The sequence below is a fragment of the Corynebacterium comes genome, assembly GCF_009734405.1.
GTDB lineage: Bacteria > Actinomycetota > Actinomycetes > Mycobacteriales > Mycobacteriaceae > Corynebacterium > Corynebacterium comes.
In genome coordinates this window covers 987,418-1,013,460 of the sequence record NZ_CP046453.1, presented here as the reverse complement: position 1 = coordinate 1,013,460, position 26,043 = coordinate 987,418, and the positions used below count along the sequence as shown (strand labels likewise).

Here is a 26,043-nt window from a genome sequence, read left to right as displayed (position 1 = left end):
GTGACCACGCGCCACCCACTACCCCCGACACCCCCTGCAGGCGTCCCTCCGCGTGGCTAACCTTGGGTGTCATGAGAGTCGGAATGTTGACCAGAGAATATCCGCCCGAGGTCTACGGCGGCGCCGGAGTCCATGTCACGGAGCTGACCCGCTTCATGCGGGAGATCGCGGAAGTGGACGTCCACTGCATGGGTGCGCCCCGTGACATGGAAGGCGTGTACGTCCACGGCGTCGACCCGGCGCTCGCCGACGCGAACCCGGCCATCCGCACGCTGTCCACCGGACTGCGGATGGCAGAGGCGGCCGGCAACGTCGACGTCGCCCACTCCCACACCTGGTACGCCGGCCTGGGCGGGCACCTCGCCGCCCGCCTGCACGGCATCCCGCACGTCGCCACCGCCCACTCGCTCGAGCCGCACCGTCCGTGGAAGCGCGAGCAGCTCGCAGGGGGCTACGAGGTCTCCTCCTGGTCGGAGAAGAACGCCATGGAGTACGCGGACGCCGTCATCGCGGTTTCCGCCCGCATGAAGGACTCCATCCTCGAGGCCTACCCGCGTATCGACGCCGGCCGGGTCCACGTCGTCCTCAACGGCATCGACACCCAGCTGTGGCAGCCCCGCCCGACCTTCGACGAGGCCGAGGATTCGGTCCTCACTGAACTGGGCGTGGATCCCTCCCGTCCGATCGTCGCCTTCGTCGGCCGCATCACCCGTCAGAAGGGCGTCGAGCACCTGATCAAGGCGGCCGCCCACTTCGACGAGGGCGTGCAGCTGGTCCTCTGTGCCGGAGCCCCGGACACCCCGGAGATCGCCGCCCGCACCACCGCCCTCGTGGAGGAGCTGCAGGCGAAGCGCGACGGCATCTTCTGGGTCCAGGACATGCTGGACCGCGACAAGATCCAGGAGATCCTCACGGCCGCCGACACGTTCGTCTGCCCGTCGATCTACGAGCCGCTGGGCATCGTCAACCTCGAGGCCATGGCCTGCGGTACCGCGGTCGTCGCCTCCGACGTCGGCGGCATCCCCGAGGTCGTCGTCGACGGCGAGACCGGCACCCTGGTCCACTACGACGAGAACGACGTCGAGTCCTTCGAACGCGACATCGCCGCCCAGGTCAACGCCATGGTCGCCGACTCCGCACGGGCGAAGGCCTTCGGCGCGGCGGGTCGTGCACGTACCGTCAACGACTTCTCCTGGGCCGCCATCGCCCAGCAGACGCTCGACATCTACCAGTCGCTGCGCTAGGAGGACATCATTTCTGCACGCAGGATCTCCTACCGTCCCGAACTGCACGTGACCCCCGAGTCGGGGGTCCTGGACGCCCCGGCGGGGGTGCTTCTCGACGGTGACACCTGGCACCTCTTCCACCAGTACCGCCCCACCCCCGACTCCCCCGCCCGTTGGGCGCATGTCGTCTCCGAGGACGGCCCCTTCGACTGGGAGATCTGCGACGACGCCCTCGCCCCCGTCGGCGGGGAGATCGGCCTTCGTGCCGGCGCGGTGGTGGCCAACGGGTCGGGGCTTGATCTCTACTTCACCTCCGTCACCGCCGTCGGCACCTCCATCCAGGTCGCACAACTGGCGGACCTGGACGAGAAATGCCCGGTCTCCGACGATGAGTTCACCGTGGACAGCCGCGTCCTGCGGATCGGCGACGTGGTCAGCGACCGCGACGGTCACACCCGGTTCCGCTCCCCCTGCGTCGTCCCCGCCTGGGAATCCAACGACGACCGTCACGCGGGGCACGACGGCTGGCTCATGCTCGCCGTCACCGGCAGCGGCGAGGCGCCCGTCCCGGTTGTGCTGACCAGCCCCGACGGTCGTTCCTGGGACTTCTCCGGTCACCTGGGCTTCGAGGGTGACCCGGGTTTCGACGCCGCCTCCATCGTCGTCGGCCCGCGTATCTTCCGGCTCCGCGACGAGGTCGACGGAAACATCTACGACGTCCTGCTGATCACCCTCGAGAGCGACGGCATCGACATCTCCGGCTTCCTGGTGGGCACGCTGCGTGGGACGACCTTCGATGTGAAGACCCCCTTCACCCGGATCGACCACGGCCACGACTTCACCCGCCCCCGCAACACCAACGTCACCACGGGCACCGTCCCCGAGGAGGAGCGGTACCAGCGGTCAGTCATCTTCGGCCTGCTCAACGGCGTCGGACGTCAGGACGATCCGAGGCGACACCCCACCCTGGCCACCGAGAACTGGGCCAACGCCCTGTCCCTGCCACGGGTGGTCACGCTCCAGGGAGGGCTGCTCTTCCAGACCCCGCCCGCCGGACTGCCTGACGCGATCAGCCGCACCGACCGCGCCCGATCGTGGACCGGCCTGTGCCAGATACCTGCGGGCAGCAGCCTCACCGCGACGCTTCTCGACGCCGCCGGCGCACCCGCCGCCACCATCGTCCACTCCGGTGACCAGCTCACCCTCGACAGGTCGGCCAACCCCCATCATGTGGGGGATGCGGTGGCGCGGACGAGGCTGGCGGAGGGCGACACCGACTCGCTGTCGATCTTCGTCGACGGCTCCACCGTCGAGGTCTTCGCCAACGGCGGTGCCGTCACCATGGCCAGCCGCGTCTACATCGACGGCGGCTGCTCCGCCATCCGTGTGGAGGTCTCCGGCGGGGCAGTGCTGGAGCGCCACTGGGAGCGCGGTCCCGTCACTTCCGGGAACCTGCCGGACTACGAACAGTAGGCGCTAAGCCCGGCCCATCCGCAGGAGGTGGGCCCGGGCAGTGACGGCCATCGTCTCGGGGAGCGCCTGGATCCGCCTGTCCAGTTCCCCGGCTCCGATGTGGCGTGCCGAGGGGCTCATACCGATCTGCGCGGCGATGGACTCCCTGTCCAGGACGATGGGGAACTCGATGGGTGTGGGCTCGGTGACGGGGGTGAGATGACCCTTCGCCTGCTCGACGAGGCGGTCGATCTTGCCCTCCTCCACATCGAGGATCCCCAGCGGTCCACGAAGCTCAGCCAGGTGACCGCGGTCGGCGGTGAGGAACACCGCCTGCCCGCCCTCCGTCAGCACGCGCGCGAATTCGGCGGCGTTGCGCGGGGCGAAGACGACGGTGATCACGTCGATGGAACGGTCCCGCATCGGGAGCCCCTCCCACACGTCGGCCACCACGGCGCCCACACGAGGATGGCAGCGGGCCAGCTGTCGTGCGGCGTGGACCGACACGTCCAGACCGACGCCGCGTGACCCTTCGACGTCATCGAGGGTGTGGGAGAGGTAGTAACCCGTGCCGGCGCCGATTTCGGCGATGACGGGGAGTGCGGTGTCCGGCACTGCGGCATCATCGAGCGCGTCGTGCACACCGGCTGTCACGGCCTCCACGAAGGGAGCAAAATGCCCGCGGGACAGGAATGTCTCGCGGGCGAGCACCATCTCCATGCTGTCACCCTGGTGGCGCAGCCCGGCGCCGGAGGCGAGGGTCACATACCCCTGTCGGGCCACGTCATAAGAATGGCCCGACTCGGAGACCAGTCGGGTGAAGTCTTCCACGCCGGACAGCGGGGTGCCGTCGGCGGGATCAGCGAGCACGTCGATGATGTCGGAGAGCATGCAGTCGAGCATACCCTCACAGATTGGTGGGCCTATTCGGCCGCAGCGGTGAGCAGTGCGCCGAGCTCGGCCGCTTCTTCCTTACTCATCTCAACAACCAGACGACCGCCGCCGTCAGACGGGATGCGCATCACGATCTTCCGGCTTTCCTCGACCGCTTCCATGGGACCGTTACCGGTACGCGGCTTCATAGCTGCCATATTGAGTTGGCTCCTTCTTCTCGGATCGTTTACCCTGACCAGTTTAGTCCTTTTTCAGATAAGAGAGCCGGGCGATGGTTTCCTGGGCCTCCTTCAGCTCCGCCGACAGGTGCGCAATGACGTCATCGACCTGCTCCGGACGGTAGCCGCGGTAGACGAGTTCAAACTGCACCGCGTCGAGGTTTCCGGTCCCGACGGCCACCCGGTTGGCCCGGAGGGTCTCATCCGGATCGAGAGGCGGCAGCACCTCTCCGCGCCCGAAGACACTGCCCCAGAACACGATGCCGATCGCGACGAACGCGATCAACAGGATGACGAGCAGCAGCCAGGAGAACATGGCTAGAGGATACCGGACAGGGCCGGTCGCTTCCCCACGCCGCCCTCGCCCACGCCCGCCTTCTCCAGCAGCGTGGCAGCCACAATGTCGGCCATGGGGCCCAGCTCCTCCAGAGGTCGGTTGCGGTGGCGACGGACCCCGAGGTCGACCTGCCTGATGGAGGTGGCGCCGTGGAGGTCAGCGACGTCGACGAGCAGGCCGGCCTCCACCCCGTAACCGGCGGCGAAGGGAAGCTGAAGGGCCGTCGTGCGACGGATGGCGTACTCACCGGCCAGGGGCTGGTTGATGTGCGCCAGGTCCGGGAACAGGGCGCGCAGCAGGGGTTTGGCCGTCAGCTCGGTGACCCTCCCGCCGCCGGTGGGCTGACCGTTGATGGTGCGTTGATAATCAGCTTTGACGAGATGGACCGCCGGGTCCGTGAACGGGGCGGTCAGCGCCCTGACCATGCCGACGGCGGGCCGATGGAGGTCTGCGTCGATGAACACCACGACGTCGCCGGTGGCGGCGGCCACTCCCCGCCACAGGGACTCACCTTTGCCCGGGCGCGTGGGGATCTCCGGCAGGATCTCCCGCCAGTTGAGCACCCTGGCCCCGGCTGCCGCGGCCTCCGCTGCGGTGCGGTCGGTGGAGTCGGCGTCGATGACCAGAACCTCGTGGGGTTCATCCGCCAGGACGGCGCGCACGACCTCGGCCACGGTGGCCTCCTCGTTGAGCGCCGGGATAACCACCGACGCCTTCACACCAGCCCCCGGATGGTGTTGAGCGGCGCGGCCGTACCGGCGATCGCCGCGGTCATGCGGATGACGTCGATGGTCTCCGCGACCTCATGGGCGCGGAAGGCGGCGACCCCGCGGGCGGCGGCCCAGGCAGTCGCGGTAAGGGTTCCCGCCACCCGGTCGCCGACTTCGCGGTTCACCGTCTCGCCGACGAAGTCCTTGTTGGACAGCGCCATGAGGACCGGCCATCCGGTGGCCACCAGCTCATCGACACGGCGGAGAAGCTCGAGGCCGTGGAAGGTGTTCTTGCCGAAATCATGGGTGGGGTCGATGAAGATCTTCTCCTCCGGCACCCCGACCGCGACGGCGCGTTCCGCCAGACGCGTGGTCTCGGCGATGACATCGGCGACGACGTCGTCGAAATGCACCCGGTGCGGCCGGGTCCGGGGCTCCACTCCCCCCGTGTGCGAGCACACGTAGCCGACGCGGTGGTGGCCGGCGACCTCTACGAGCTCCGGGTCGTGGCCCGCCCACGTGTCGTTGACCAGGCCCGCGCCGGCCCGGATGGCCTCCTCTGCGACCTCGGCGCGCCAGGTGTCCACCGAGATGAGCACGCCGGGATGGCGGGCGGCGACGGCCTCGATGACGGGGACGACGCGGCCGATCTCCTCGGCGGCGTCGACAAGCGAACCGGGGCCGGCCTTCACGCCGCCGATGTCGACGATGCCCGCCCCCTCGGCGATGACCCGGTCGCAGCGGCGCAGGGCCGCCTCGTCGGTGAAGGTGGCGCCCCGGTCATAGAAGGAGTCGGGGGTGCGGTTGACGATCGCCATCACCACCGGCAGGGCATGACTGTCCAATGAATTAGATCTGATGGTGGTGGACCGTTTCGAGGACCTCGTGGACCGGGGTGAACTCATCGTCGGGGGTGGCGATGAGACGGCCGTCCGTGAGCACGCGGTGGGCCTCGACGATGTGCGCCACGGCCTCCTCGACGGAATCGGTGACCAGGAACAGGTCGAGGTCATCTTCGGAGATCATGCCGTCGGTCACCAGACGCGCCTTGATCCAGTCGATCAGACCTCCCCAGAACTCGGTGCCGATGAGCACGATCGGATAGTTGGTGACCTTCTTGGTCTGCACCATGCAGAGGACCTCGAAGAGTTCGTCGAGGGTGCCGAAACCACCCGGCAGACACACGAACGCCTGCGAATACTTGAGGAACATCGTCTTACGCACGAAGAAATAACGGAAGTTCAGTCCGAGATCGACCCAGGCGTTGAGCGCCTGCTCATGCGGGAGCTCGATGCCCAGACCGACCGACAACCCGTCCGCCCCGTGCGCGCCACGGTTCGGGGCCTCCATCAGGCCGGGGCCGCCGCCGGTGATCACGGCGTAGTTGGCGTCCGCCAGCGCCTTGCCCAGGTCACAACCCAGCTCGTACAAGGGCTGACCCTCCGGGATGCGCGCCGATCCGAAGACGGTGACCGCCTTCGGCATGGACGCCAGGGCGTCGAAACCGGAGACGAACTCGCCCTGGATACGCAGGATGCGCCACGGGTCGGCGTGCATCCAGTCATGGTCGGCACCCAGCTCCAGCAGTCGCTGATCGTAGGTGCTCTCTTTATCGCCCTCGGTGCGCATCAGAATGGGGCCACGCAGCATGCGCGCCTTATCGGGATCGGGAGTGATGTTCGGTGCCATAGTAAAAGAACTTATCTGTTCGGGAGGGCACCCGCCGAGTCAGGCGGGGCGTGTGGTCAGGAATTTACGCAGATGTGCAGCGACCTGGCTGATCTGAGCCACCGGCACCTGCTCATCCTTACGGTGGGCGAAGGCCGGATCGCCGGGGCCGAAATTCACCGCAGGCACCCCCAGCGGGGAGAAACGCGCGACATCGGTCCAGCCCAGCTTCCCACGGACCTCGCCGACCGTCCCGATGAGCGCGGCCGCCGCCGGCTGTGTCAGACCAGGCAGGGCGCCGGGTGCCGAATCCTCCAGGGTCAGCGTGAAGCCCTCCCCCAACGCCAGATATGTCACCACATGCCCGTACGCCTCCTCCGGCGACCGGTCGGGGGCGAAACGGAAGTTCACCATGGCGTACGCCTCATCCGGGATGGTGTTGTTGGCGACGAAAGACTCGAGCCGCACCACGTTGAGCCCCTCCCGGTAGACGCAGCCGTCGATATCCACGCTGCGGGCCTCGTACGCGGCGACGCGGGCGACCACGGCCGCGAGTTTGTGGGCGGCGTTGTCTCCCAGCCAGCTGCGGGCCGAATGGGCCCGTGCCCCGTGGGCGGTGATCTTCACCCGGAGCGTGCCCTGGCAACCGGCCTCGATGATTCCGTTCGACGGTTCCCCCAGCAGCGCCAGGTCTCCCTGCAGCCACTCCGGATCGCTGACCGCCAGATGGCCGAGGCCGTTGAACCGGCTCTCCACCTCCTCGCACGCGTACGCGATGACGGTGAGATCGAAGGCCAGATCGGGGTCCCCCGCCAGGGTGGCGAACAGGTGGAGGTACACCGCCAGGCCCGATTTCATGTCCACGGTGCCGCAGCCGTGCATGTTGCCGTCGACCATCCGGTGCGGCACATTGCCGGCGATGGGCACGGTATCCAGATGGCCCGCCAGGATCACCCGCTGACCCAGGCCCCGGCGGGTGGCGGCGGCGACGGTGTCGCCCCGCCGGATGACCTGGGAATCAGGAATCCCCGGGATGGTCCGCAGGGCCGTCTCAACCGCGTCCGCCAGTTGTTTCTCATGGTGTGAGGGGCTGGGGACGTCCACCAGAGCAGCGGTCAGGGACACCGGGTCGGAGGTCAGATCAATCGGGTTCATCTGCCCCAGGATAGCGGTCGGGCCTCGAGGTGTGCGGCTTATCGGTGCACCGTAGACTCTGTAGATATGACAACTCAGGGAGCAACCGCGGTCGGCATCGCCAACATCGCCATGGATGGCACGGTTCTGGACACCTGGTACCCCGAGCCGGAGCTCATCGACGGCGCCGGGCTCGTGTCCGGCTCGGAGCGTCTCGGCGCCCGCGACATCCCCGCCAGCATGCTCAAGCTGGTCCTCCTCGACGAGGACCGGATGGTGGAACAGGTCGCGGTCCGCACCACGATCGCCGACCTGCAGGCCTCGCCCATCGATGCGCATGATGTCTACCTGCGGCTCCATCTGCTCTCCCACCGTCTGGTCCGCCCACTTGAGCTCAACATGGACGGTGCGCTCCGGCGCCTGACCACGGTGGTGTGGACAAACAAGGGACCGTGCACCCCCGACAACTTCGAATTCGTCCGCACCGCGCTGCGTTCCCGCGGCCTGATCCACGTGTACGGCATCGAGAAACTGCCCCGCATGGTCGACTACGTCGTACCCTCCGGCGTCAACATCGCCGAGGCCGAGCGCGTCCGCCTCGGCGCCTACCTCGCCCCGGGCACGCGCGTTCTGCGGGAAGGTTACGTCTCCTTCAATTGCGGCACCCTCGGTGCGGCCCGCATCGAGGGACGACTGTCCTCGGCGATGGTCGTCGGTGAGGGCTGCGACATCGGCCTGTCCTCCACCGTCATGGCCCGCCGGCGCGCCGACGGGCAGCGCGAACCCATCACCATCGGGGAGAACTGTATTTTCGGGGTGTCCTCCGGTGCCCTCGGACTCAGCATCGGAGACAACTGCACCGTCGGCTCGAACATCATCCTGGAGAAGGACACCCAGATCTGGGACGCCGACGCCGGCCACCACATAGCGGCCGCCGCCCTCAACGGGCAGTCCAACTGGACCGTAAGCCGTGAGGTCGGTCACCCGGAGCCGGTGCTGCGGCACGTCTGGCAGTAGCCCGGTTTCCGGCACCCCTGTCCTCGGGGTTAACGTCTACAGGTATGACCAGCCGACCAGAACAACAGACGCACCTCGGATCGGGCCTCAAAACCCGCCACCTGACCATGATGGGCCTCGGCTCAGCCATCGGCGCCGGGCTCTTCCTTGGCACCGGCGTGGGCATCCGGACCGCCGGCCCCGCCATCCTGCTCGCCTACATGGCGGCGGGCGCGATCGTTGTCATGGTGATGCAGATGCTCGGCGAGATGGCCGCCGCACGCCCGTCCTCCGGTTCCTTCTCCACCTACAGCAGGCAGGCCTTCGGCCGGTGGGCGGGCTTCTCCCTGGGTTGGCTGTACTGGTTCATGCTGGTCATGGTCATGGGCGCGGAGATGACCGGCGCCGCCGCCATCATGGGCAACTGGTTCGGGGTCGACCCGTGGATACCGGCACTGGTGTCGGTGGTGTTCTTCGCGGTGGTCAACTTCGCCAAGGTCCGCGGTTTCGGTGAGTTCGAGTTCTGGTTCGCCTTCATCAAGGTGGCGGTGATCATCGGATTTCTGGCCGTCGGTTTCGCGCTCTTCTTCGGCCTGCTGCCCGGCTCCACGTTCATCGGCCTGGACAATTTCATCGGCGAGGACGGCTTCATGCCCAACGGGTGGCCGGGCATGGCTGCGGGCATGCTGGCGGTGGCGTTCGCGTTCGGCGGCATCGAGCTGGTCACCATCGCCGCGGCCGAGTCCGAGCACCCCAAGTCGGCGATCTCCGTCGCGGTGCGCTCGGTCATCTGGCGTATTTCGGTCTTCTACATCGGTTCGGTCCTGGTGATCACCCTCCTTCTCCCCTACAACCAGCTCGGCGGCGCAGAGACTGCAGCGGATTCTCCGTTCACCGCGGTCCTGGCTATGGCCAACCTCCCCGGCGTGGTCGGCTTCATGGAGGCCGTGATCGTCCTGGCGCTGCTCTCCGCGTTCAACGCCCAGATCTACGGCACCTCCCGACTGGTCCACTCCCTCGCCCTCGACGATGACGCACCCCGTATCTTCGCGGTGACGAACCGGGAATCCGTGCCCATCAACTCCGTCGTGCTGTCCATGATCTTCGCCTTCGCCTCCGTCGGTCTGCAGTTCTGGAATCCGGAGGGTCTGCTGGCGTTCCTGCTCAACGCCGTCGGCGGTTGCCTCATCGTCATCTGGATCATGATCACCGCCTCCTACCTGCGTCTCCATCCCGAACTGGAACGGCTCGGCGAGATCTCCACGGTCCGGATGTGGGGCTGGCCGTGGCTCGGTTGGGTGACCATGGCAGCCCTGTGGGCGCTCGTGATCCTGATGCTTTTCGACGACGCCGCCCGCTCCCAGGTCATCGCCGTTGCGGTGGTGACCGGACTGCTGGTCCTGCTTGCCAATGTCAACCAATGGGCCGGTCGTCGGGTATCCTCTCGACCATGACTTCAGCTACCGCGCGCGGACTGGCCACCATCACGCACGCGGGAACCGTCCTCGACGTCTGGTTCCCCGCGCCCAAGCTGTCCGACGACCCGTTGCCCCCGGGCACGGAGCGTCTGGACCAGGCCCCGCAGCAGTTCGCCGCCCTCGTCGGCCCCGACGAGGACCGTGGCGTCGCCCGTGTCGCGGTGACCACCTCCATCGCCTCGCTCTCGGACGCACCCGTCGACACCTACGACGCCTACCTCCGCCTGCACCTTCTCTCCCACCGCCTCGTCCGCCCCCACGGCGTCAATCTCGATGGCGTGTACGAGCTGCTGGCCAACGTGGTCTGGACCAACTACGGCCCCTGCGCGGTCGCTGACTTCCAGATGGTCCGCGGCAGGCTCACCGAGCGTGGTCCGGTCACCGTCTACTCGGTGGACAAGTTCCCCCGCATGGTCGACTACGTGGTCCCCTCCGGCATTCGCATCGCCGACGCTGACCGGGTCCGCCTGGGCGCCCACCTCGCGGAGGGCACCACCGTGATGCACGAGGGTTTCGTCAACTACAACGCGGGCACGCTGGGCGTCTCCATGGTGGAGGGTCGCCTCTCCGCCGGCGTGGTCATCGGTGACGGCACCGACATCGGCGGCGGCGCCTCCGTGATGGGCACCCTCTCCGGCGGTGGCAAGGAGGTCATCTCCATCGGTGAGCGTTGCCTCCTCGGCGCGAACTCGGGTATCGGGGTCTCGCTGGGCGACAACTGCATCGTCGAGGCCGGCCTCTACGTCACGGCCGGCACCAAGGTGTCGGTGTTCGGTGATGTGGCCCGACACGCGGACGTCCCCAACGGCACCCGCATCAAGGCAGCCGAGCTGTCCGGAGCCGATGACATTCTGTACCGACGCAACTCCCTCAACGGAGCGGTGGAGGCCACCCCGGTTGATTCCCGCCTGGTGGAGCTGAACTCCGAGTTGCACGACAACTAGGGCAGGTCGGAAGGCGCTTTCCCTCTGTCCCTGGTTTTTGCGCGGCGTTGAACCGCAGCGGACCAGCCGGCCACCGCAACAGAACGGTTCCCCTACCCCGGAACCTCCGTCTTCACGATTCTGACCTTCGGTTTCCGGAAAGCCCACAACTTGTTCACGATGAAGTTCACCGGCATCGCGACGATGATCGAGATGGCCGTCGCCCAGTAGAACTTGGTGCGCAGGCCGGTGGAGTCGTCGAAAAGCTCCGGGGACAGCGCGATGGGGGAGCTGGGGTTCATCAGCAGCGTCGCCACGATCTGGCTGACCAGGAAGGCGCCGATACCGGTCAACAGGAACGGGAAGAAACCGCGCCACCAGCTGCGCTGGGAGTAGCCGCGGAACGTCCAGCTCCGGTTGAGCTGGTAGTTCCAGGTGTTCGCCACGAGGAAGGCGATGGCCATGAAGACGTTGAACCAGCGGATGTTGTAGTCCGTGCCGAGCAGGTTCATGAAGACGTCGTATTCGGAGATGTCGGCGGCCCAGCCGGCCGTCTTCTTCGACAGGACGCTCACCGCCAGGTTGACCAGTGTTCCTGAGCCACCCACGAGGCCGAACATGAGGAACTGGCGGGCGGTGCTCCGGAGCCGGGCATAGGACCGGCTTCTGCCCCGTGTCTCTTCGGAACTCACGGAACCTCTTTCGCGTCGGCTGATGGTAGACATGCCAGCTTAGCCCCCTCAACCGGCATGGACGTGGAAGACCCGTCGCTGACCGCTGAAGGGATCACGGAAACCGACTGACACGGCCCGCAGATGCAGGGGTGAGGAGAAGTCGTAGAGGGCCAGTCCGCGGTCCGCGGGATAGGTGTCGTCGCCGAGTACCGGCATACCCAGATGGCTGAGCACCACCCGAATCTGGTGCGTGTGACCGGTCACCGGCCGCACCTCCACCTCGTCCTCCCCGATCCGGCGCAGCCAGGTCCGCGTATCGACGCCGCCGTCGAGCACCCTCACCTGCCGCTCGCCCCGCTCCTTGTGCAGCGGGAGCTCCACCAGCTCCCACTCCTCCCCCACCCTCACGTCCCCGACGACACGGGCCACGTAGGTCTTGTCCACCCGGCGGTCCTGGAAGAGCCGCTGGTAGGCGCCCCGGGTCTCGCGACGTCGGGAGCACACGAGGATCCCGGAGGTCAACCGGTCCAGGCGGTGCACGGGGACGATCTCGTCTTCACCGTAAGAGAGACGCAGGCGCGTCTGAATCGTCTCCCGCACGATGCGGCCGTTGCTCGTCGACGGGACGAACCCCGGTTTATCCACCACGATCAGGTCGAGGTCCTCGAACACCACGGAATGGGCGAAAGGAATCGCGGGCTCTTCCGGGACCGGAGGATGGAACCACGCGGGCACCGGCCGATCCAGCACGGTGCCGGGAACCAGCAACCGGCCGAACGGGAAGGGCGAGTCGCCTGCCTCCCCCGCCCAGTAGGAACGGTCGTCGGGGACGACTCCGCGCAGGATCAGACGCTGCGGGGAGATGCCGTCCCGGGCAGGGATCGGGGCCTCAGGCAAGGGCGGCGAGGCGGTTGACGGCGGCGTCGATACGCTCGTCGGTGCCGGTGAGCGCCATGCGGATGTGCTGCTCGCCGTGGGGGCCGTAGAAGTCCCCGGGAGCCACGAGAATGCCCAGTTCGGCGAGGGCGTCGACGGTCGCGCGGCAGTTTTCGCCGCGGGTGGCCCACAGGTAGAGGCCAGCCTCGGAGTTGTCGACGGTGAAGCCCGCGCCGATCAGGGCACGCAGCAGCGCCAGACGACGGTGGGCGTAACGGAGCTTCTGCGCCTGCTCCTGGCCGTCATCCTCCAGGGCCGCGACCATGGCGGCCTGGACGGGTCCGGGCACCATGAGGCCGGCATGCCGGCGTGCCTCGAGCAGTTCGGAGATGAGCGCGGGATCACCGGCGAGGTACCCGCCGCGGTAGCTGGCCAGGTTCGAGGACTTCGACAGCGAATGGATGGCGAGGAGGCCGGTGTGGTCACCGTCGCACACCCGTGGGTCGAGGATCGACACCGGCTCATGGGAGTCGTCCCACCCCAGGCCCAGGTAGCACTCGTCGGAGGCGACGATGACGCCGCGCTCACGGGCCCACCCGACGACCTTGCGCAGGTGATCGACGCCCAGCACCTTGCCGGTGGGGTTCGACGGGGAGTTCAGGAAGAGCAGGTCGGGGCTCTCGGGGCCGATCTGCAGCAGGGAATCCGCGCGCAGGACCCTGTTGTCGCCCAGCAGCGCCGCCACCTCGTAGGTGGGGTAGGCGACCTCGGGGATGACCACGAATCCGCCCCGGATACCCAGGAGAGTCGGCAGCCAGGCGATGGCCTCCTTGGTGCCGATGACCGGCAGGACCGCATCCGGGGACAGGCCCGTCATGCCGTAGCGCCGCTCAAGCGCCGACGCGATCGCCGCCCGGAGCTCCGGTGTGCCCGCCGTCTGCGGGTAGCCGGGTTCTGCGGCGGCCTCCGCCAACGCCAGCTGGATGCCCGGCGCGACGGGGTCGACCGGTGTACCGATCGACAGGTTCACGATCCCGTCGGGGTGCGCCTCCGCCCGTTCCTTCGCCGCCGCCAGGGAGTCCCAGGGGAAATCGGGCAGACGTGTGCCCAGGGGCGTGCGTGTCATCAGCTATTCCTGGTTCTGCGGGGGCAGCGCGGCGACGAAGGGGTGATCGAAGGCCTGGACGCCGGCCTTGGCGGCACCGCCCGGGGAGCCGAGATCGTCGAAGAAACCGACGTTGGCGTCGTAGTACTTGTCCCATTCCTCGGGTACGTCGTCCTCGTAGAAGATCGCCTCGACCGGGCAGGCCGGTTCACAGGCACCGCAGTCGACGCACTCATCGGGGTGGATGTAGAGCATCCGCTTGCCCTCGTAGATGCAGTCGACCGGGCATTCCTCAACACACGAACGGTCGAGGACATCGACGCAAGGCTGGGCAATGATGTATGTCATGGTGTCGGCAACTCCTGGGATGATGGAATATCGCAGTCCAGTATGTCACTTTCCTCTCACCAGAGGCCAGACGCCTCCGGCCAGACCTGCGAAAAGCAGCAGAACGCTACGAATATTATCGCCGACCAGCTGATCACCGGTTAACTCGACACCGAACATGAACGCCAGGAAGCCGCCGATCCACACATACAGCGGGATCGCGGCGACGGCCGGGTTGGGGCTCCACAGCCGGGCGGTGCGCGTGAGCACCATGTTGAACAGGAACGCGATGATGATGGTGTAGGGCACGGCCAGCCGCCCCCCGCCGGGCAGGGTCACCCAGGTTCCCAGGTAGACCACCTGGAGCAGCACCGAGATCAGCGCCGCGATGGACAGCCACACCAGCCCGCCGACGGCCTCGCCGCGGCTGAAGTCGGTGCGCACGATCCGCTCCCCGTTCATGGCTTAACCTCGAGCCGGTCGCGGTCGATGCCGTCCAGCAGGCCCGGCCCGCCGAGCAGATCAGCCCCGGGAAGGTCACCGGCGCCCAGCTGGTAGTGCTCCCGGGAGAGCAGCGGCTGAGCCAGCAGGTTCGACAGCGCCCACACCGGGTGGCGCCCCTGCCCCCACGCGGCCTGCGGGTTGGTGGCGGACACCGAGCCGTCGGCGAACCAGATCTGAGTGGCGTGCGCCCGCATGGCCTCGCGCTTGGCTGCCAGGGCGGCGTCGTCCAGGTCGATCGCCAGATCATGCTCCTCGACGCCCGCGTTGGCCAGGTACGCCTCATCCGGCAGGCCCCAGCCCGTGGGCACCTGCGTGATGCTCTCGACGCCTTCGGTGGTCTCGGCCAGGTCGCTGACGGTCCACAGGATGCGGGGGACGTGGACAAGCTGGGCCGCGGCGTGTGCGATCTCGTGGGCGCGGATGTGGTCGGGATGTCCGTAGCCGCCGTCGGGGCCGTAGGTGATCAGCAGGTGCGGTCGTTCGGCCGCGAGGACACGGGTGAGCAGTTCGACGGCCTCTGCGCCGGAGTTGACGAAAGCCCGCGGGTTCCCGTACGCCGGGCTGCCCACCATGCCGGAATCCCGGAACCGGCCCGCTCCACCGAGGAAGTGGCCCCGTACCCCGAGAATCCCCAGGGCGCGGGTGAGCTCGGCGATACGGAAACCACCGAGCTGATCCGCGTGGTCGTTGGTCAGGTGGGCGAAGGGTTCGCCGATCACCTCGCCCTCCTCCCCCAGCGTGCAGGTCACCACCAGTACGTCGGCGCCGCGGCGGGCGAGGTCGAAGAGGGAGCCTCCGGTGGTGATGGCCTCATCGTCGGGGTGTGCGTGGACGGCAACCACGCGGTAGCCGACAAGATCACGGGGGGTCATTGCTTCCTCCAGCTCGCGACCGTCGAAATACCGGCGGTCCAGTTGTCAAGATCCGGGTCCGGACCTACGATACCTTCGCCCAGAACCAGCACACGCCGCTCCCCCAGCAAGGGGACCAGGACATGCTCACGGGCGTTCTCCCCGGCGAAGAAGGCCCGGCCCTCCGACGCCTCCACGTCACCGTTGAGCAGGGAACGGGCCATGACGTCGGTCTCCCCGGTGCAGTATCCGGACAGGTTGCCGGCCCGCGGGGACTCCGGAGTGGGCGGGCACAACCACTGGTCGGCCAGCTCCACCGGATCACCGGCGCTCCGCTCCCAGGCTATGACGACGTCCACCTCGCCTGCGGGCAGGAGATTGCCGGTGAGGTCGGCCAGGTCGGTGGTGGTCACCTCCGCGGCCACGCCGAAGCGGGAGAGCAGGTCCACGATGGTGCGGGCGGCGGCGATCGCGGTGTCGTCGGCGGAGTCGACGCCCAGCCGCAGGGGGCGTCCCTCCTCCCCGGTGAGGCCGGGCAGCAGCTCCGGTGGGCCCTGCTCGACGCTGCGTGCCCTGGTGTGCGGGGGAACGTTGAGGTCAGCGGACCTGCCCGCGGCGAGGCGGGCGATGAGGGGGACGTCGAGAAGCGAATGCAGTTCGGCTCGCACCGCGTGTTCCTCCAGCAGCGACGAGGAGGTGGACATCGTCAGCGTGAGTTCGCGGGGCTGATCCAGGAGGCGCACCTGGGTGTCGAGCATGAGCGAATACGCCTCGAAGGAGGTCTCCGCCGGAGTGACGTCCAGGAAACTGATCTGGCCGGTGTGCAGCTGTTCGACGCCCTGGGTGACGGAGCGGATCTCCCGGAAGGTCACGCGGTCGGTCTGCGCGGGGGCCTTTCCCCAGAAGCGGTCGTTGCGGTTGACGGCGACGACCCCACGGGAGCGGTCGATGTTGCTGATCATGTAACGGCCACCGGAGGCGGGCAGATCATCGATGAGCGCGGAGGAGAAATCGCCGGCGTCGGACTGCAGGAGGTGGCTGGGCAGGAGGTGCCGGAACAGCTGCTGCCAGTCGGCGACGACGGTGACGAAGTCGACGTCCACGGTGCGACCGTCGGGGCTGGTGCGGATCGCGGCGATCTCCCGGTAGGGGGCCGAGCCGATGACTCCGGGCGTGCCGGTCATGCCCTGCCACAGGTAGTGGAAATCGGCACCCGTGATGGGCGTGCCGTCCGACCACTGCGCCTCCGGGGAGATGACGTAGCGGATGGTCTGGGGGAGCGTCTCCCCCGCCATGGGTGTGGGTTCGACCGGACCTGCCGAGACCAGCAGATCCTCATCCATCGCATCATTGCGGAACGCACTCGGCAGCACCAGGGAGGCCAGGGAGCGCGTGAGAGTGGAATCGTCGGACTGCATGTGCGGGTTGAAACCGCCAGGCAGCGGATCGACGCCCACGTTGATGACGGCCTCCGCCCGCGAAGGCGTGGTCGTCGGCGTCACGCTCGAGGTGGCGGTTTCCGGGCTGGGGGCGGGTTCCTCCACCGGTGGTGGGCCTGGGTTCGCGGCGCAGGCGGTCAGCGTCGCGGCAAGGAGGACAGCGGAGAGGAAGCGGGCTTTCACAGAGTCATTATGTACCAGGGGTGCGCGCCGGTCGGCTCCGCAGCGCCGGTGCGAGCACCGCCACGACCACCCCGGCGAGGACGAGAAGCAGCAGTGCCCGGCGCAGGCCCGTAGCCGCCGAGAGCGACCCCAGCACCGGGCTGGTGGCCAGGAAACCGACCCGCATCAGCCAGCTGACGGCCGTGACCCCGGCGCCCTCGGTCACCCCGGGCAGGCGGGCAGCCGCAGCAAAGGCGCTGGGTACGAGCGTGGCGCAGCCGAAACCGACCAGAACATATCCGGCGTACAGCAGACCGGGACCGGAGGCCGCGACAACCCCCAGCCCGCCGACGGCGATCAGCACGCCACCGGCCCGGGCGACGGCGACCCGGCCGAATTTATCGATGAGCCGGTCACCGGTGAAGCGCCCCACCATCTGTGCGGTGAGCACCACCGTGTACGCCACCCCCGCGTCAGCGACATCGACGTCGGCCAGTTCCACCGAGGACAGCCCCGCCCAGTTGTTGGCGATGTCCTCCACCATCGTCCCGGACGTCGCCAGCAGCGCCACCGGCAGGGCGACCAGCATGATCTTTCCGAACCCGCCGCCGTGCCTCTCGACGCCGCCGTCCGCCTCCGCTTCCCCCGCTGCGGAGGGCACGGGCCCCGTCAGCCACACCGCGAGGGCGACCAGCACGACCACCGCCACCGCGACGATCGCCAGATGCAGACGGATGTCCCACCCCGAACTGGCGGCCGCAGTGCCCCCGATGCCGCCGAGCACCGCACCCAGGGACCAGAAGGCATGCATGGCGGAGAGGATCGAGCGGCGGACCCGACTCTCCACACGCACGCCCGCGACATTCTGGGAGACGTCGACGACGGCGTCGAAAAGCCCGATGCCGATCAACAGGATCGCCAGCACCAGGCCCGACGACGCCCAGCCGATCCCGGCGACGAGCAGTGCGAGCGCCACGGTGCCCCAGAAGACGACCGGACGGGGTCCGAAGCGGTTGACGGCCAACGAGGGCAGCACGGAGGAGACCAGGGAACCGGCCGCAAAAGCCGCCACGATGAACCCGAAAGCCAGGTCCGTCAGCCCCCACTGCTGCTTGAGCAGGGGGTACCAGGGCAGGACGGAAGAGAACACAGCCCCGTTGGTCGCGAACATGATCGCGACGCCAACGGGGCTGTGGACAGGACGGGCGGTGGTCATGCACGCAGCCTAAGCCACGACCCGTGCCGCCGCCTCAGGCTGCGCCTACTTGTTGAGGTTCTTCTCGCGGGAGCGGGAGCGGGCGCGCTCGTTGGCGCTGAGGTAGAGCTTGCGGACGCGGAGGATGTCGGGGGTGACCTCGACGCACTCGTCCTGACCACAGAACTCCATGGCCTCGTCCAGGGACAGGGCGTGGGCCTTGGCGAGGGTGACCGTGGTGTCGGCGCTGGCCGCACGCATGTTGGTCAGCTTCTTTTCCTTGGTGATGTTGACGTCCATGTCCTCGTCGCGGTTGTTCGCGCCGACGACCATGCCCTCATAAGCCTCGGTGCCCGGCTCGACGAAGAAGGAGCCACGGTCCGCCAGGCCCTGAAGGGCGAAGGCGGTGATCTTGCCGGAACGGTCGGCGACCAGGGAACCCGAGGCGCGGCCCTTGATCTCGCCGGCCCACGGACGCAGCTCGATGGCGTAGCTGTTGGCGATGCCGGTGCCACGGGTTTCGGTCATGAAGGTGGTACGGAAGCCGATGAGGCCACGGGAGGGCACGTCGAACTCCATGCGGACCCATTCGCCGGAGCCGGTGTCCATGCTGGTCATCTGGCCCTTGCGGGCGGCCATGAGCTGGGTGACGGGACCCTGGTACTCACCGGGGACGTCGATGATCAGGTGCTCGTAGGGCTCATGGAGCTTGCCGTCGATGGTCTGGGTGACCACCTGCGGCTTGCCGACGGTGAGCTCGAAGCCTTCGCGACGCATCGTCTCCACCAGGATCGACAGCGCCATCTCGCCTCGGCCCTGCACCTCCCAGGTGTCGGGACGCTCGGTCGGGAGGACGCGCAGGGACACGTTACCGATGAGCTCGTTGTCCAGGCGGGCCTTGACCAGGCGGGCGGTGACCTTGTCGCCGCCGCCGCGGCCTGCCAGCGGGGAGGTGTTGACGCCGATGGTCATGGAGATGGCCGGCTCGTCGACGGTGATCCGGGGCAGTGCCACCGGGTTCTCCAGAGCGGCGAGGGTGTCGCCGATCATGATCTCGTCGATGCCGGAGATCGCCGCGATGTCACCGGCGACGACCTCGTCGGTGGGCTGGCGGGTCACACCGACGGTGCGCAGCAGCTCAGCGATCTTGACGGTCTTGGTGTGCTGGTTGCCCTCGTCGTCATAGTGGATCCAGGCAACCTGCTGGCCCTTCTTCAGGGAGCCGGCGAAGATGCGGACCAGGCCGATGCGGCCGAGGAAGGACGAGGAGTCCAGGTTGGTGACGTGGGCCTGCAGCGGCGCCTCAAGGTCAGCGGAAGGCTCCGGGAGGACCTGGTAGATGACGTCGAAGAGGGCCTGCAGGTCCTCTGCGTCCGGGGCGTTGCCGTTGCCCGGGTTTTTGGTGGAGGCCTTGCCTTCACGGCCGGAGGCGTAGAGCACCGGCAGGTCGAGCAGGCTCTCGGCGGCTTCGGCGGCCTCGGGGTCCTCGAGGGTGGAGGCGAGTTCCAGGAGCAGATCCTGGGCGTCCTCGACGACCTCGTCGATGCGGGCGTCCGCACGGTCGGTCTTGTTGACCAGGATGATGACCGGCATCTTCGCGGCCAGGGCCTTACCCAGCACGAAGCGGGTCTGCGGGAGGGGGCCCTCGGACGCGTCGACGAGTAGGACGACACCGTCGACCATGGACAGGGCGCGCTCGACCTCGCCACCGAAGTCGGCGTGGCCCGGGGTGTCGATGACGTTGATGATGAGGTCCCGGCCGTCCTTGCCGGCACCCTTGCGGCGCACGGCGGTGTTCTTGGCCAGGATGGTGATGCCCTTCTCGCGTTCGAGATCACCGGAGTCCATCACGCGGTCAGTGACACCACCGTGGTCGTCGAACACTCCGGACTGCTCCAGCATGGAGTTGACGAGGGTGGTTTTGCCGTGGTCGACGTGTGCGACGATGGCGACGTTGCGGAACTCAGGATGGGACACGAGTGGGCTGCTCCTATAAAAAGGGATCGCGGCCGACGGTCACCGGGCACGCGATGGTGAACAGCCGTTGACGATACCCGCATTATTCGGCTATCGCACTATTGAGGGGTCAGCGCCACACCGGAGCGGCATTTTCCCTCCCCTGCATCCCGTCCAGATTCACCGCCCACCAACGGAGTTCTGCCATGTGTAACGGAATGGTGTCCCTCGACGAAACATGAAGTAACCGGGTTGCGGGCAGTTATTTACGCCCTTTCCGCCATTCCGGTTGACTACGTCACGCAAGTGAATATTGTTGGTTAACAAAACTACTGTTACCAATGTTGCGGTTGTGACTATCGCGCTTCTGCGCACCTGTACAACCGCCGCACCGCCTTGAGTACACGAAAGAGGGCCTGCCAGTGGGATCCATCGCACTGAGGACCACCGTCCGGACGGTCGCCGTCGCCGTCACACTGACCGCCGTCAGTGCGCTCGGCCTCAGCGTCGGCGCCGGCGCGGCACACGCCCAGACCTCCTCCCCGGGCCCGCTCGACCAGCTCGGCCGCCCCACCCCCCAGACCCAGGTGCAGGTGAGGGACTTCGCCAACCAGCCGTGGGTGCCCGTGGAGATGCGCAACGCAATCCTCTCCGCCCTCGCGTTCAGCGCCGGCGACAACGGCGACGGCGGCCCCGCCCTGCCGGAGAACGCGCCGACCTTCACCCAGTTCTACTGGCCGACGGTCGCAGGCTCCTGCATCGGCGGCGAACTCGACGCGGTGGGAACCGCCATCGCCGTTCCCGGCCCCGCGGCCATTCCGGCCCCGGGAGCGCGCGCAGGCCAGACCGCCTTCGTCTTCACGGCCCTGGGCACCGCGCCCGCCCTGCCCGAGCAGGGCGGCATGAACGTCACGTGGTTCAACCTGAACACCCTCCAGAACGGGGTCACCCCGCTGGGGAATTACGGCATCAACCCGGATGGGCCGGCCACACTGTCCGGCACCGCCGACACCGGTCACGGCACTGTCGTGGCACTCGTCTCCGGCGACGTCCGCACCGAGGACGCCACCTGCAACTTCCTCCCCACCGCTGCGATCATTGATGCGAGGTAACACTCATGGCTGCTGATCTTCATCCGGTCAAGAAGGAAACCTTCAACACCGCCAACCGGATCAACATCGACCCGAAGGGGCACCTCCGGGAGGTCGACACCTACCGGGTCACCGACTTCGGCCTCTACATGGCACGCGGGGCGAACCACCCGCGCTTCGGCTATCTCGAGTCCTGGCTCCTGCCGAAGCTGGGGCTGCGCGCCAACATCTTCCATTTCCGGGACGGCGTCCACGAGCGTCAGGACTTCTACTTCGACGTCGCCGACATCCACATCGAGGATGACGTGTGGTCCACCCGCGACCTCTACGTGGACCTCGTCTCCGTCACCGGTGAGCCCATCGACGTCCAGGACATCGACGAACTCGCCGCAGCCACGTCCGCCGGCCTGATCACCGCGGAAGAGGCCGAGCGAGCCATCGACACCACCCTCAACGCGGTGGAGGGCATCACCCGGCACCACGACAACGCGATGGAGTGGCTGCGCACCCTCGGCATAGAGCTGACATGGGCGGACACGGTGGAAATGGTTCCCGCCGAATAACTGTGTCCCCGCACACAAATGAAGAGTAGGCTCGGTGTCGGGTACCTCGAACAGTCCCCGACCCCATCCCGGACCGTCCGTCGCTCCCGTCACCGATTCACTGTTTGACACCGATTGGAAGGACACGCCATGGACAGCAACGACCCCACCAATAAGGACACCCTCTGGAAGTTCCCGGAGGACAAACCCTTCAAGCACAATCATCCGGAGAACCCGGGCAAGGAAACCCCCGAGCAGAAGCAGGAGCTCGCCGAGGAGTGGGGCCAGGAATCCTTCCCCGCCAGCGACCCGCCCGCCAACTACTGAGCCGTCGCTAGGGTTGTGGCATGACGACGATCTACCACAACCCCCGCTGCTCCAAGTCCCGCCAGGCCCTCGAGCGCCTGCGGGACAAAGGGATCGAACCGGACATCATCCGCTATCTGGACGCCCCGCCGAGCGTCGAAAAGCTCCGCGAGCTCGTCGACGCCGCGGGGATCACCGTCCACGACGCCATCCGCACGAAGGAAGCCGAGTACAAGCAACTCGGCCTTTCCCCCGACACCCCGGACGAAGAGCTGCTCGCCGCGATGGTCGCCCACCCGCGACTGATTGAGCGCCCGTTCGTGGTGACCGCCAAAGGTGTGCGGATCGCCCGCCCGACCGAGGCCATCGACGAGATCCTCTGATCCGCCCGGCAATCCCGGGCCCGCAGTGACGGGCTCGCGGTGACGGGGACCGCAGACAAACGACCGCACGTGACGCCGCTCACGTAAATCATAAACTCGCACTACTGCGTCAAGCAGGGAGAACACCGGAACTCCTTGAAATCGGCGGGATTCTCCAGTTTCCTCGGGACTAAGAGCACCCCACCACCCTGGAGCGAGAATCATGAAGGTTGTCATTGTCGGAGCCACCGGAAACGCAGGCACCGCGGTTCTGCGGGCGCTTCACCAGACCCCTGAGGTCACCCACATCGTCGGTGTGGCCCGGCGTCTCCCGGACCAGAACGTCGAACCCTACGAGGGCTGCGAGTGGCACTCCCTCGACATCGCTGCGGCCAGTACCAGCGAGGACGCCGTCAGCCAGCTGACGGAGGTCTTCCGCGGCGCAGAGGCGGTCATCCATCTCGCCTGGCTCATCCAGCCCAACGACCAGCGCGAACTCCTGCGCCGCGTGAACGTCGAGGGAACCAGGCGCGTCGCTGAGGCAGTCTCCCGGGCCGGAGTTCCCCACCTGGTCGCCGCCTCCTCGGTCGGCGCCTACTCCCCCGACGAGGCACGGTCCACCGACTCGGACCCGCCGCTCCGCGACGAGAGTTATCCCGTCGGCGGCATCGACTCCTCGCACTACAGCGTGGACAAGGCCGCACAGGAGAAGGTGCTGGACACCTTCGCCGCCGGGCACCCGGACATCACCGTCACCCGCCTGCGCCCGGGTCTGACGTTCCAGGCGGATGCCGCTTCCGAGCTGCAGCGCTATTTCCTCGGGAAGGCGCTACCCGTCCAGCTGCTCAAGTCCGGCAGGTTACCCGCGCTGACGGTGCCCAAGGGCATGCTCCTGCAGGCCGTCCACGCCGACGACGTCGGACGTGCCTATGTGGCAGCCGTCCTCAGGAGACTCCCCGGAGCCTTCAACATCTGCACCGATGACGTCCTCGGCCCGCAGGAGCTGGCCGACATCGTCGATCACGGCCGGGTGCTGGAGGTCCCGCCGGCCATGGTCCGCGCCGCCCTCGTCGCCGCCCACAAGTCGGGGCTGCTCCCCGCTGACGCCGGCTGGCTGGACATGGCCATGCAGGTCCCGCTCATGGACAACACCCGGGCCATCGAGGAGCTGGGGTGGCGTCCGCAGGTCTCCTCCGCGGATGCCCTGCGGGAGCTTCTCGACGCCATGATCGAGGGACACGGCCACCCCTCTCCCCCGCTTCATCCCCGCGACAAGGATGAGCGCGTCGTCTCCGCGATCCACGAACCGGCCAAGTCGGGCGCCCATGCGGGCGCGGGCTCAGCGACGGAGGGGGGCACGGAGGATCTGCCGGAGAACCTGACCAAGGACCTGATGGGCCTGTACCTCTCCGACCACCTGACGGGTGCCACCGCCGGCGTGAACCGGATCGAGCGGATGGCCGCCGACTTCATCGACACCCCCGTCTACGCGGACCTGGCCTCCCTGGCCGATGAGATCCGCGCCGACCGGGAGCTGCTGCGCAACATCGTCGAGGATCTCGGCTTTCCACGGAAGCCCTACCGCCAGGCCGCGGCCTGGGCGGCGGAACGTGTCGGGCGGCTCAAGCTCAACGGCCGGATCATCGAACGCTCACCCATGACGCTGCTGCTGGAGGCCGAGCTCATGCGATCCGCAGTGGCGGGCAAACTCGGCGGCTGGCAGACCCTGCGCGAACACGCACCGGAGCTGGGTCTGGATCGGGAGGTCTTCGACCGTCTCATCGAAGCCACCCACCGGCAGTTGAGCACCCTCGACGGAGTCCACGAATACGCCCGACAGCGGGCTCTCCGTGATGACCGCGACACCTTCTGGGATTAACGGAAGGCAGGAAACGACATGCCCAATTCCGTACCTGAGGACCTGGCCGCGAAGGAGACGGCGGCCGCCATCTCGGCTCTGGCGCTGGAACACGGATTCACCGTGGCCACCGCAGAGTCGCTCACCGGTGGTCAGATCGCGACCACGCTGGCCGCCGCAGAGGACTCCTCGGAATGGTTCGCCGGCAGTGTGGTCAGTTATCAGACCCGCATCAAGTACGACGTCCTGGGCGTGCCCGAAGGGCAGCCGGTGATCACTGAATCCGCGGTGAGCACGATGGCGGAGGGCGTGGCGAAGCTCATGTCCGCTGACGCCACCCTCGCGGTCTCCGGCTGCGGTGGCCCCGGCGAGCAGGAGGGTCAACCACCCGGCACCACCTGGATCGCCGCCCGCGTGCGCGGCACCATCCGGACCGAGCTGCACCACTTCCCCGGCGGGCCCGAGGAGATCCTCGCACAGACCCGGCAGCGGTCTCTGGAACTGCTCCAGGCACTCATGCAGGCCACCGCTTCCCCTGACCACACCACTCCGACAGCGAAGGAACGACCATGAAGGCAGTCACCTGGCAAGGCAGGAGGAACGTCAGCGTGGACAACGTCCCGGACCCCATCCTCCAGGAGGACAACGACGCGATCATCGAGGTCACCTCCACCGCAATATGCGGCTCTGACCTGCACCTCTACGAAGTCCTCGGCCCCTACATGGACGCCGGCGACATCATCGGCCACGAGCCGATGGGCCGGGTGGTCGAGGCCGGCCCCACGTCCGGTCTCGCTGTGGGCGACCGGGTGGTCGTCCCCTTCACCATCGCCTGCGGCTCCTGTTGGATGTGCGACCGGCGGCTGTACTCCCAGTGCGAGATCACGCAGGTGAGGGAGCAGGGCAGCGGCGCGCGGTTGTTCGGGTACTCCCGCCTCTATGGTTCGGTGCCCGGTGCGCAGGCACAGTATCTGCGGGTCCCGCACGCCGACTTCGGCCCCGTGAAGGTGGGTGAAGAGCTCCCCGACCACCGTTATCTCTTCCTCAGCGACGTCCTCCCCACCGCCTGGCAGGCCGTCCGGTACGCGGACGTCCAACCGGGTGAAACGCTCGCGGTCTTCGGGCTCGGGCCGATCGGCCAGATGGCCGCCCGCATCGGCCTCCACCTGGGTGCCCGGGTCTTCGGGATCGATCCGATTCCCGAACGCCGGGAGATGGCCTCCCGCCACGGTGTCGAGGTCTTCGACCACCACAAGGACACCAACGACGAGATCCGGGACGTCACGGAGGGCCGCGGCCCCGATGGCGTCGTGGACGCGGTGGGTATGGAGGCCCACGGCTCGCCCATCGCCAAGGCGGCACACACCGCGGTCGGAATGCTCCCGGATCCGCTGGGCAGGACGTTGATGGAACACGCCGGCATCGACCGACTGGCCGCCCTGCACTCCTCCATCGACCTGGTCCGCCGCGGCGGCACCATCTCACTCAGCGGCGTCTACGGCGGACAGGCCAGCCCCCTGCCGATGCTCACGCTCTTTGACAAGCAGGTGCAGCTGCGCATGGGTCAGGCGAACGTCAAGGCGTGGATCGACGACCTGCTCCCGCTGGTGGAGGACCCGTCCGACCCGCTCGGGGTGGATGATCTGGTGACCCACCGCCTCCCCATCGACACAGCACCCGAGGCCTACAAGATGTTCCAGGAGAAGACCGACGGATGTATCAAGGTGGTCCTGGACCCGCAGGCGTAGACGACCCCGGC

General features: G+C 67.6%; 28 protein-coding genes. 12 read left to right on the top strand and 16 right to left on the bottom strand.

Annotated features, from left to right (window positions below; translation table 11 throughout):
- The first annotated feature begins 71 nt into the window (after positions 1-71).
- Positions 72-1,244, top strand: a complete 1,173-nt coding sequence (glgA, locus tag CETAM_RS04990; RefSeq protein WP_156227549.1) for a glycogen synthase — start codon at positions 72-74, stop codon at positions 1,242-1,244.
- A gap of 48 nt (positions 1,245-1,292) precedes the next feature.
- Positions 1,293-2,699, top strand: coding sequence for a GH32 C-terminal domain-containing protein (locus CETAM_RS04985; RefSeq protein WP_231587588.1), 1,407 nt, complete (start codon positions 1,293-1,295; stop codon positions 2,697-2,699).
- 3 nt (positions 2,700-2,702) lie between these two features.
- Here the strand turns inward: CETAM_RS04985 and CETAM_RS04980 are convergent, their stop codons facing one another.
- The 7 genes from CETAM_RS04980 to dapE are packed head-to-tail and all read right to left on the bottom strand — an operon-like array spanning position 2,703 to position 7,660.
- On the bottom strand, positions 2,703-3,569 hold the full coding sequence (locus CETAM_RS04980; RefSeq protein ID WP_156227545.1) for a methyltransferase domain-containing protein: 867 nt from the start codon (positions 3,567-3,569) through the stop codon (positions 2,703-2,705).
- Positions 3,570-3,601: 32 nt separating this feature from the next.
- Positions 3,602-3,769, bottom strand: a complete 168-nt coding sequence (locus tag CETAM_RS04975) for a DUF3117 domain-containing protein (RefSeq protein ID WP_084602788.1) — start codon at positions 3,767-3,769, stop codon at positions 3,602-3,604.
- A gap of 43 nt (positions 3,770-3,812) precedes the next feature.
- On the bottom strand, positions 3,813-4,106 hold the full coding sequence (locus tag CETAM_RS04970; RefSeq protein ID WP_156227543.1) for a hypothetical protein: 294 nt from the start codon (positions 4,104-4,106) through the stop codon (positions 3,813-3,815).
- Between the two features lie 2 nt (positions 4,107-4,108).
- Positions 4,109-4,846: a glucosyl-3-phosphoglycerate synthase gene (locus CETAM_RS04965; protein WP_156227541.1), complete on the bottom strand. Its 738-nt coding sequence runs from the start codon at positions 4,844-4,846 to the stop codon at positions 4,109-4,111.
- The gene (gene folP / locus CETAM_RS04960; protein WP_156229376.1) at positions 4,843-5,655 is read right to left on the bottom strand and encodes a dihydropteroate synthase; all 813 of its coding nucleotides are present in this window, start codon (positions 5,653-5,655) and stop codon (positions 4,843-4,845) included. Before folP ends, CETAM_RS04965 begins: the two co-directional genes overlap by 4 nt.
- A gap of 31 nt (positions 5,656-5,686) precedes the next feature.
- On the bottom strand, positions 5,687-6,526 hold the full coding sequence (locus CETAM_RS04955) for an LOG family protein (RefSeq protein WP_156227539.1): 840 nt from the start codon (positions 6,524-6,526) through the stop codon (positions 5,687-5,689).
- Between the two features lie 39 nt (positions 6,527-6,565).
- The gene (dapE, locus tag CETAM_RS04950) at positions 6,566-7,660 is read right to left on the bottom strand and encodes a succinyl-diaminopimelate desuccinylase (protein ID WP_156227538.1); all 1,095 of its coding nucleotides are present in this window, start codon (positions 7,658-7,660) and stop codon (positions 6,566-6,568) included.
- Positions 7,661-7,726: 66 nt separating this feature from the next.
- Between dapE and CETAM_RS04945 the strand changes: the two genes are divergently transcribed.
- From CETAM_RS04945 to dapD, 3 genes are read left to right on the top strand one after another with little or no spacing between them, the layout of a single operon-like run.
- Positions 7,727-8,656, top strand: a complete 930-nt coding sequence (locus tag CETAM_RS04945; protein WP_156227536.1) for a DapH/DapD/GlmU-related protein — start codon at positions 7,727-7,729, stop codon at positions 8,654-8,656.
- A 44-nt stretch (positions 8,657-8,700) separates the two neighbouring features.
- On the top strand, positions 8,701-10,089 hold the full coding sequence (locus tag CETAM_RS04940) for an amino acid permease (RefSeq protein WP_156227534.1): 1,389 nt from the start codon (positions 8,701-8,703) through the stop codon (positions 10,087-10,089).
- Complete coding sequence (gene dapD, locus CETAM_RS04935) at positions 10,086-11,057, top strand: 2,3,4,5-tetrahydropyridine-2,6-dicarboxylate N-succinyltransferase (protein ID WP_156227532.1); 972 nt, start codon at positions 10,086-10,088, stop codon at positions 11,055-11,057. The genes CETAM_RS04940 and dapD overlap by 4 nt, the downstream gene beginning before the upstream one ends.
- Before the next feature lie 92 nt (positions 11,058-11,149).
- Here dapD and CETAM_RS04930 read toward each other — a convergent pair whose 3' ends face one another.
- From CETAM_RS04930 to typA, 9 genes are all read right to left on the bottom strand, one after another.
- Positions 11,150-11,656 carry a GtrA family protein gene (locus tag CETAM_RS04930; protein ID WP_231587631.1) on the bottom strand — a complete coding sequence of 169 codons (507 nt, stop codon included), beginning with the start codon at positions 11,654-11,656 and terminating at the stop codon, positions 11,150-11,152.
- Between the two features lie 120 nt (positions 11,657-11,776).
- Positions 11,777-12,559, bottom strand: coding sequence for a pseudouridine synthase (locus tag CETAM_RS04925; protein WP_197085831.1), 783 nt, complete (start codon positions 12,557-12,559; stop codon positions 11,777-11,779).
- Positions 12,560-12,599: 40 nt separating this feature from the next.
- Complete coding sequence (gene dapC, locus CETAM_RS04920) at positions 12,600-13,712, bottom strand: succinyldiaminopimelate transaminase (protein ID WP_156227526.1); 1,113 nt, start codon at positions 13,710-13,712, stop codon at positions 12,600-12,602.
- Between the two features lie 3 nt (positions 13,713-13,715).
- On the bottom strand, positions 13,716-14,039 hold the full coding sequence (fdxA, locus tag CETAM_RS04915) for a ferredoxin (protein ID WP_156227524.1): 324 nt from the start codon (positions 14,037-14,039) through the stop codon (positions 13,716-13,718).
- 45 nt (positions 14,040-14,084) lie between these two features.
- A complete protein-coding gene (locus CETAM_RS04910; RefSeq protein ID WP_156227522.1) occupies positions 14,085-14,480 on the bottom strand; it encodes a hypothetical protein in 396 nt (131 codons plus the stop codon).
- Positions 14,477-15,394, bottom strand: coding sequence for an N-acetyl-1-D-myo-inositol-2-amino-2-deoxy-alpha-D-glucopyranoside deacetylase (gene mshB, locus CETAM_RS04905; RefSeq protein ID WP_156227520.1), 918 nt, complete (start codon positions 15,392-15,394; stop codon positions 14,477-14,479). Before mshB ends, CETAM_RS04910 begins: the two co-directional genes overlap by 4 nt.
- Positions 15,391-16,995, bottom strand: coding sequence for an ABC transporter family substrate-binding protein (locus CETAM_RS04900; RefSeq protein ID WP_156227518.1), 1,605 nt, complete (start codon positions 16,993-16,995; stop codon positions 15,391-15,393). Before CETAM_RS04900 ends, mshB begins: the two co-directional genes overlap by 4 nt.
- A 7-nt stretch (positions 16,996-17,002) precedes the next feature.
- The gene (locus tag CETAM_RS04895; RefSeq protein WP_231587587.1) at positions 17,003-18,190 is read right to left on the bottom strand and encodes an MFS transporter; all 1,188 of its coding nucleotides are present in this window, start codon (positions 18,188-18,190) and stop codon (positions 17,003-17,005) included.
- 45 nt (positions 18,191-18,235) lie between these two features.
- Positions 18,236-20,146, bottom strand: a complete 1,911-nt coding sequence (typA, locus tag CETAM_RS04890; RefSeq protein ID WP_156227516.1) for a translational GTPase TypA — start codon at positions 20,144-20,146, stop codon at positions 18,236-18,238.
- 401 nt (positions 20,147-20,547) lie between these two features.
- Here typA and CETAM_RS04885 point away from each other — a divergent pair, with 401 nt between their 5' ends.
- From CETAM_RS04885 to CETAM_RS04855, 7 genes are all read left to right on the top strand, one after another.
- Complete coding sequence (locus tag CETAM_RS04885) at positions 20,548-21,237, top strand: Rv1157c family protein (protein ID WP_231587586.1); 690 nt, start codon at positions 20,548-20,550, stop codon at positions 21,235-21,237.
- Between the two features lie 5 nt (positions 21,238-21,242).
- Positions 21,243-21,779 carry a DUF402 domain-containing protein gene (locus CETAM_RS04880; RefSeq protein ID WP_156227514.1) on the top strand — a complete coding sequence of 179 codons (537 nt, stop codon included), beginning with the start codon at positions 21,243-21,245 and terminating at the stop codon, positions 21,777-21,779.
- A gap of 129 nt (positions 21,780-21,908) precedes the next feature.
- The gene (locus CETAM_RS04875) at positions 21,909-22,085 is read left to right on the top strand and encodes a hypothetical protein (RefSeq protein WP_156227512.1); all 177 of its coding nucleotides are present in this window, start codon (positions 21,909-21,911) and stop codon (positions 22,083-22,085) included.
- Positions 22,086-22,105: 20 nt separating this feature from the next.
- Positions 22,106-22,447: an arsenate reductase (glutaredoxin) gene (arsC, locus tag CETAM_RS04870; protein ID WP_156227510.1), complete on the top strand. Its 342-nt coding sequence runs from the start codon at positions 22,106-22,108 to the stop codon at positions 22,445-22,447.
- A 202-nt stretch (positions 22,448-22,649) separates the two neighbouring features.
- Positions 22,650-24,305 (top strand): NAD-dependent epimerase/dehydratase family protein, encoded by a 1,656-nt coding sequence (locus CETAM_RS04865; RefSeq protein WP_156227508.1) that lies wholly within the window; start codon positions 22,650-22,652, stop codon positions 24,303-24,305.
- A gap of 18 nt (positions 24,306-24,323) precedes the next feature.
- On the top strand, positions 24,324-24,857 hold the full coding sequence (locus CETAM_RS04860) for a CinA family protein (RefSeq protein WP_156227506.1): 534 nt from the start codon (positions 24,324-24,326) through the stop codon (positions 24,855-24,857).
- Positions 24,854-26,032, top strand: coding sequence for a zinc-dependent alcohol dehydrogenase (locus tag CETAM_RS04855; protein WP_156227503.1), 1,179 nt, complete (start codon positions 24,854-24,856; stop codon positions 26,030-26,032). The genes CETAM_RS04860 and CETAM_RS04855 overlap by 4 nt, the downstream gene beginning before the upstream one ends.
- The last annotated feature ends 11 nt before the right edge of the window (positions 26,033-26,043 follow it).

What these genes read in the sequence shown, in the direction of transcription:
- glgA (WP_156227549.1), top strand. Translation starts at nt 72, where the DNA reads ATGAGAGTCGGAATGTTGACCAGAGAATATCCGCCCGAGGTCTACGGC.
- CETAM_RS04980 (WP_156227545.1), bottom strand. Translation starts at nt 3,569, where the DNA reads ATGCTCTCCGACATCATCGACGTGCTCGCTGATCCCGCCGACGGCACC.
- CETAM_RS04975 (WP_084602788.1), bottom strand. Translation starts at nt 3,769, where the DNA reads ATGGCAGCTATGAAGCCGCGTACCGGTAACGGTCCCATGGAAGCGGTC.
- CETAM_RS04970 (WP_156227543.1), bottom strand. Translation starts at nt 4,106, where the DNA reads ATGTTCTCCTGGCTGCTGCTCGTCATCCTGTTGATCGCGTTCGTCGCG.
- folP (WP_156229376.1), bottom strand. Translation starts at nt 5,655, where the DNA reads ATGGCGATCGTCAACCGCACCCCCGACTCCTTCTATGACCGGGGCGCC.
- CETAM_RS04955 (WP_156227539.1), bottom strand. Translation starts at nt 6,526, where the DNA reads ATGGCACCGAACATCACTCCCGATCCCGATAAGGCGCGCATGCTGCGT.
- dapE (WP_156227538.1), bottom strand. Translation starts at nt 7,660, where the DNA reads ATGAACCCGATTGATCTGACCTCCGACCCGGTGTCCCTGACCGCTGCT.
- CETAM_RS04945 (WP_156227536.1), top strand. Translation starts at nt 7,727, where the DNA reads ATGACAACTCAGGGAGCAACCGCGGTCGGCATCGCCAACATCGCCATG.
- CETAM_RS04940 (WP_156227534.1), top strand. Translation starts at nt 8,701, where the DNA reads ATGACCAGCCGACCAGAACAACAGACGCACCTCGGATCGGGCCTCAAA.
- dapD (WP_156227532.1), top strand. Translation starts at nt 10,086, where the DNA reads ATGACTTCAGCTACCGCGCGCGGACTGGCCACCATCACGCACGCGGGA.
- CETAM_RS04930 (WP_231587631.1), bottom strand. Translation starts at nt 11,656, where the DNA reads ATGTTCGGCCTCGTGGGTGGCTCAGGAACACTGGTCAACCTGGCGGTG.
- dapC (WP_156227526.1), bottom strand. Translation starts at nt 13,712, where the DNA reads ATGACACGCACGCCCCTGGGCACACGTCTGCCCGATTTCCCCTGGGAC.
- fdxA (WP_156227524.1), bottom strand. Translation starts at nt 14,039, where the DNA reads ATGACATACATCATTGCCCAGCCTTGCGTCGATGTCCTCGACCGTTCG.
- CETAM_RS04910 (WP_156227522.1), bottom strand. Translation starts at nt 14,480, where the DNA reads ATGAACGGGGAGCGGATCGTGCGCACCGACTTCAGCCGCGGCGAGGCC.
- mshB (WP_156227520.1), bottom strand. Translation starts at nt 15,394, where the DNA reads ATGACCCCCCGTGATCTTGTCGGCTACCGCGTGGTTGCCGTCCACGCA.
- CETAM_RS04895 (WP_231587587.1), bottom strand. Translation starts at nt 18,190, where the DNA reads ATGACCACCGCCCGTCCTGTCCACAGCCCCGTTGGCGTCGCGATCATG.
- CETAM_RS04880 (WP_156227514.1), top strand. Translation starts at nt 21,243, where the DNA reads ATGGCTGCTGATCTTCATCCGGTCAAGAAGGAAACCTTCAACACCGCC.
- CETAM_RS04875 (WP_156227512.1), top strand. Translation starts at nt 21,909, where the DNA reads ATGGACAGCAACGACCCCACCAATAAGGACACCCTCTGGAAGTTCCCG.
- arsC (WP_156227510.1), top strand. Translation starts at nt 22,106, where the DNA reads ATGACGACGATCTACCACAACCCCCGCTGCTCCAAGTCCCGCCAGGCC.
- CETAM_RS04865 (WP_156227508.1), top strand. Translation starts at nt 22,650, where the DNA reads ATGAAGGTTGTCATTGTCGGAGCCACCGGAAACGCAGGCACCGCGGTT.
- CETAM_RS04860 (WP_156227506.1), top strand. Translation starts at nt 24,324, where the DNA reads ATGCCCAATTCCGTACCTGAGGACCTGGCCGCGAAGGAGACGGCGGCC.
- CETAM_RS04855 (WP_156227503.1), top strand. Translation starts at nt 24,854, where the DNA reads ATGAAGGCAGTCACCTGGCAAGGCAGGAGGAACGTCAGCGTGGACAAC.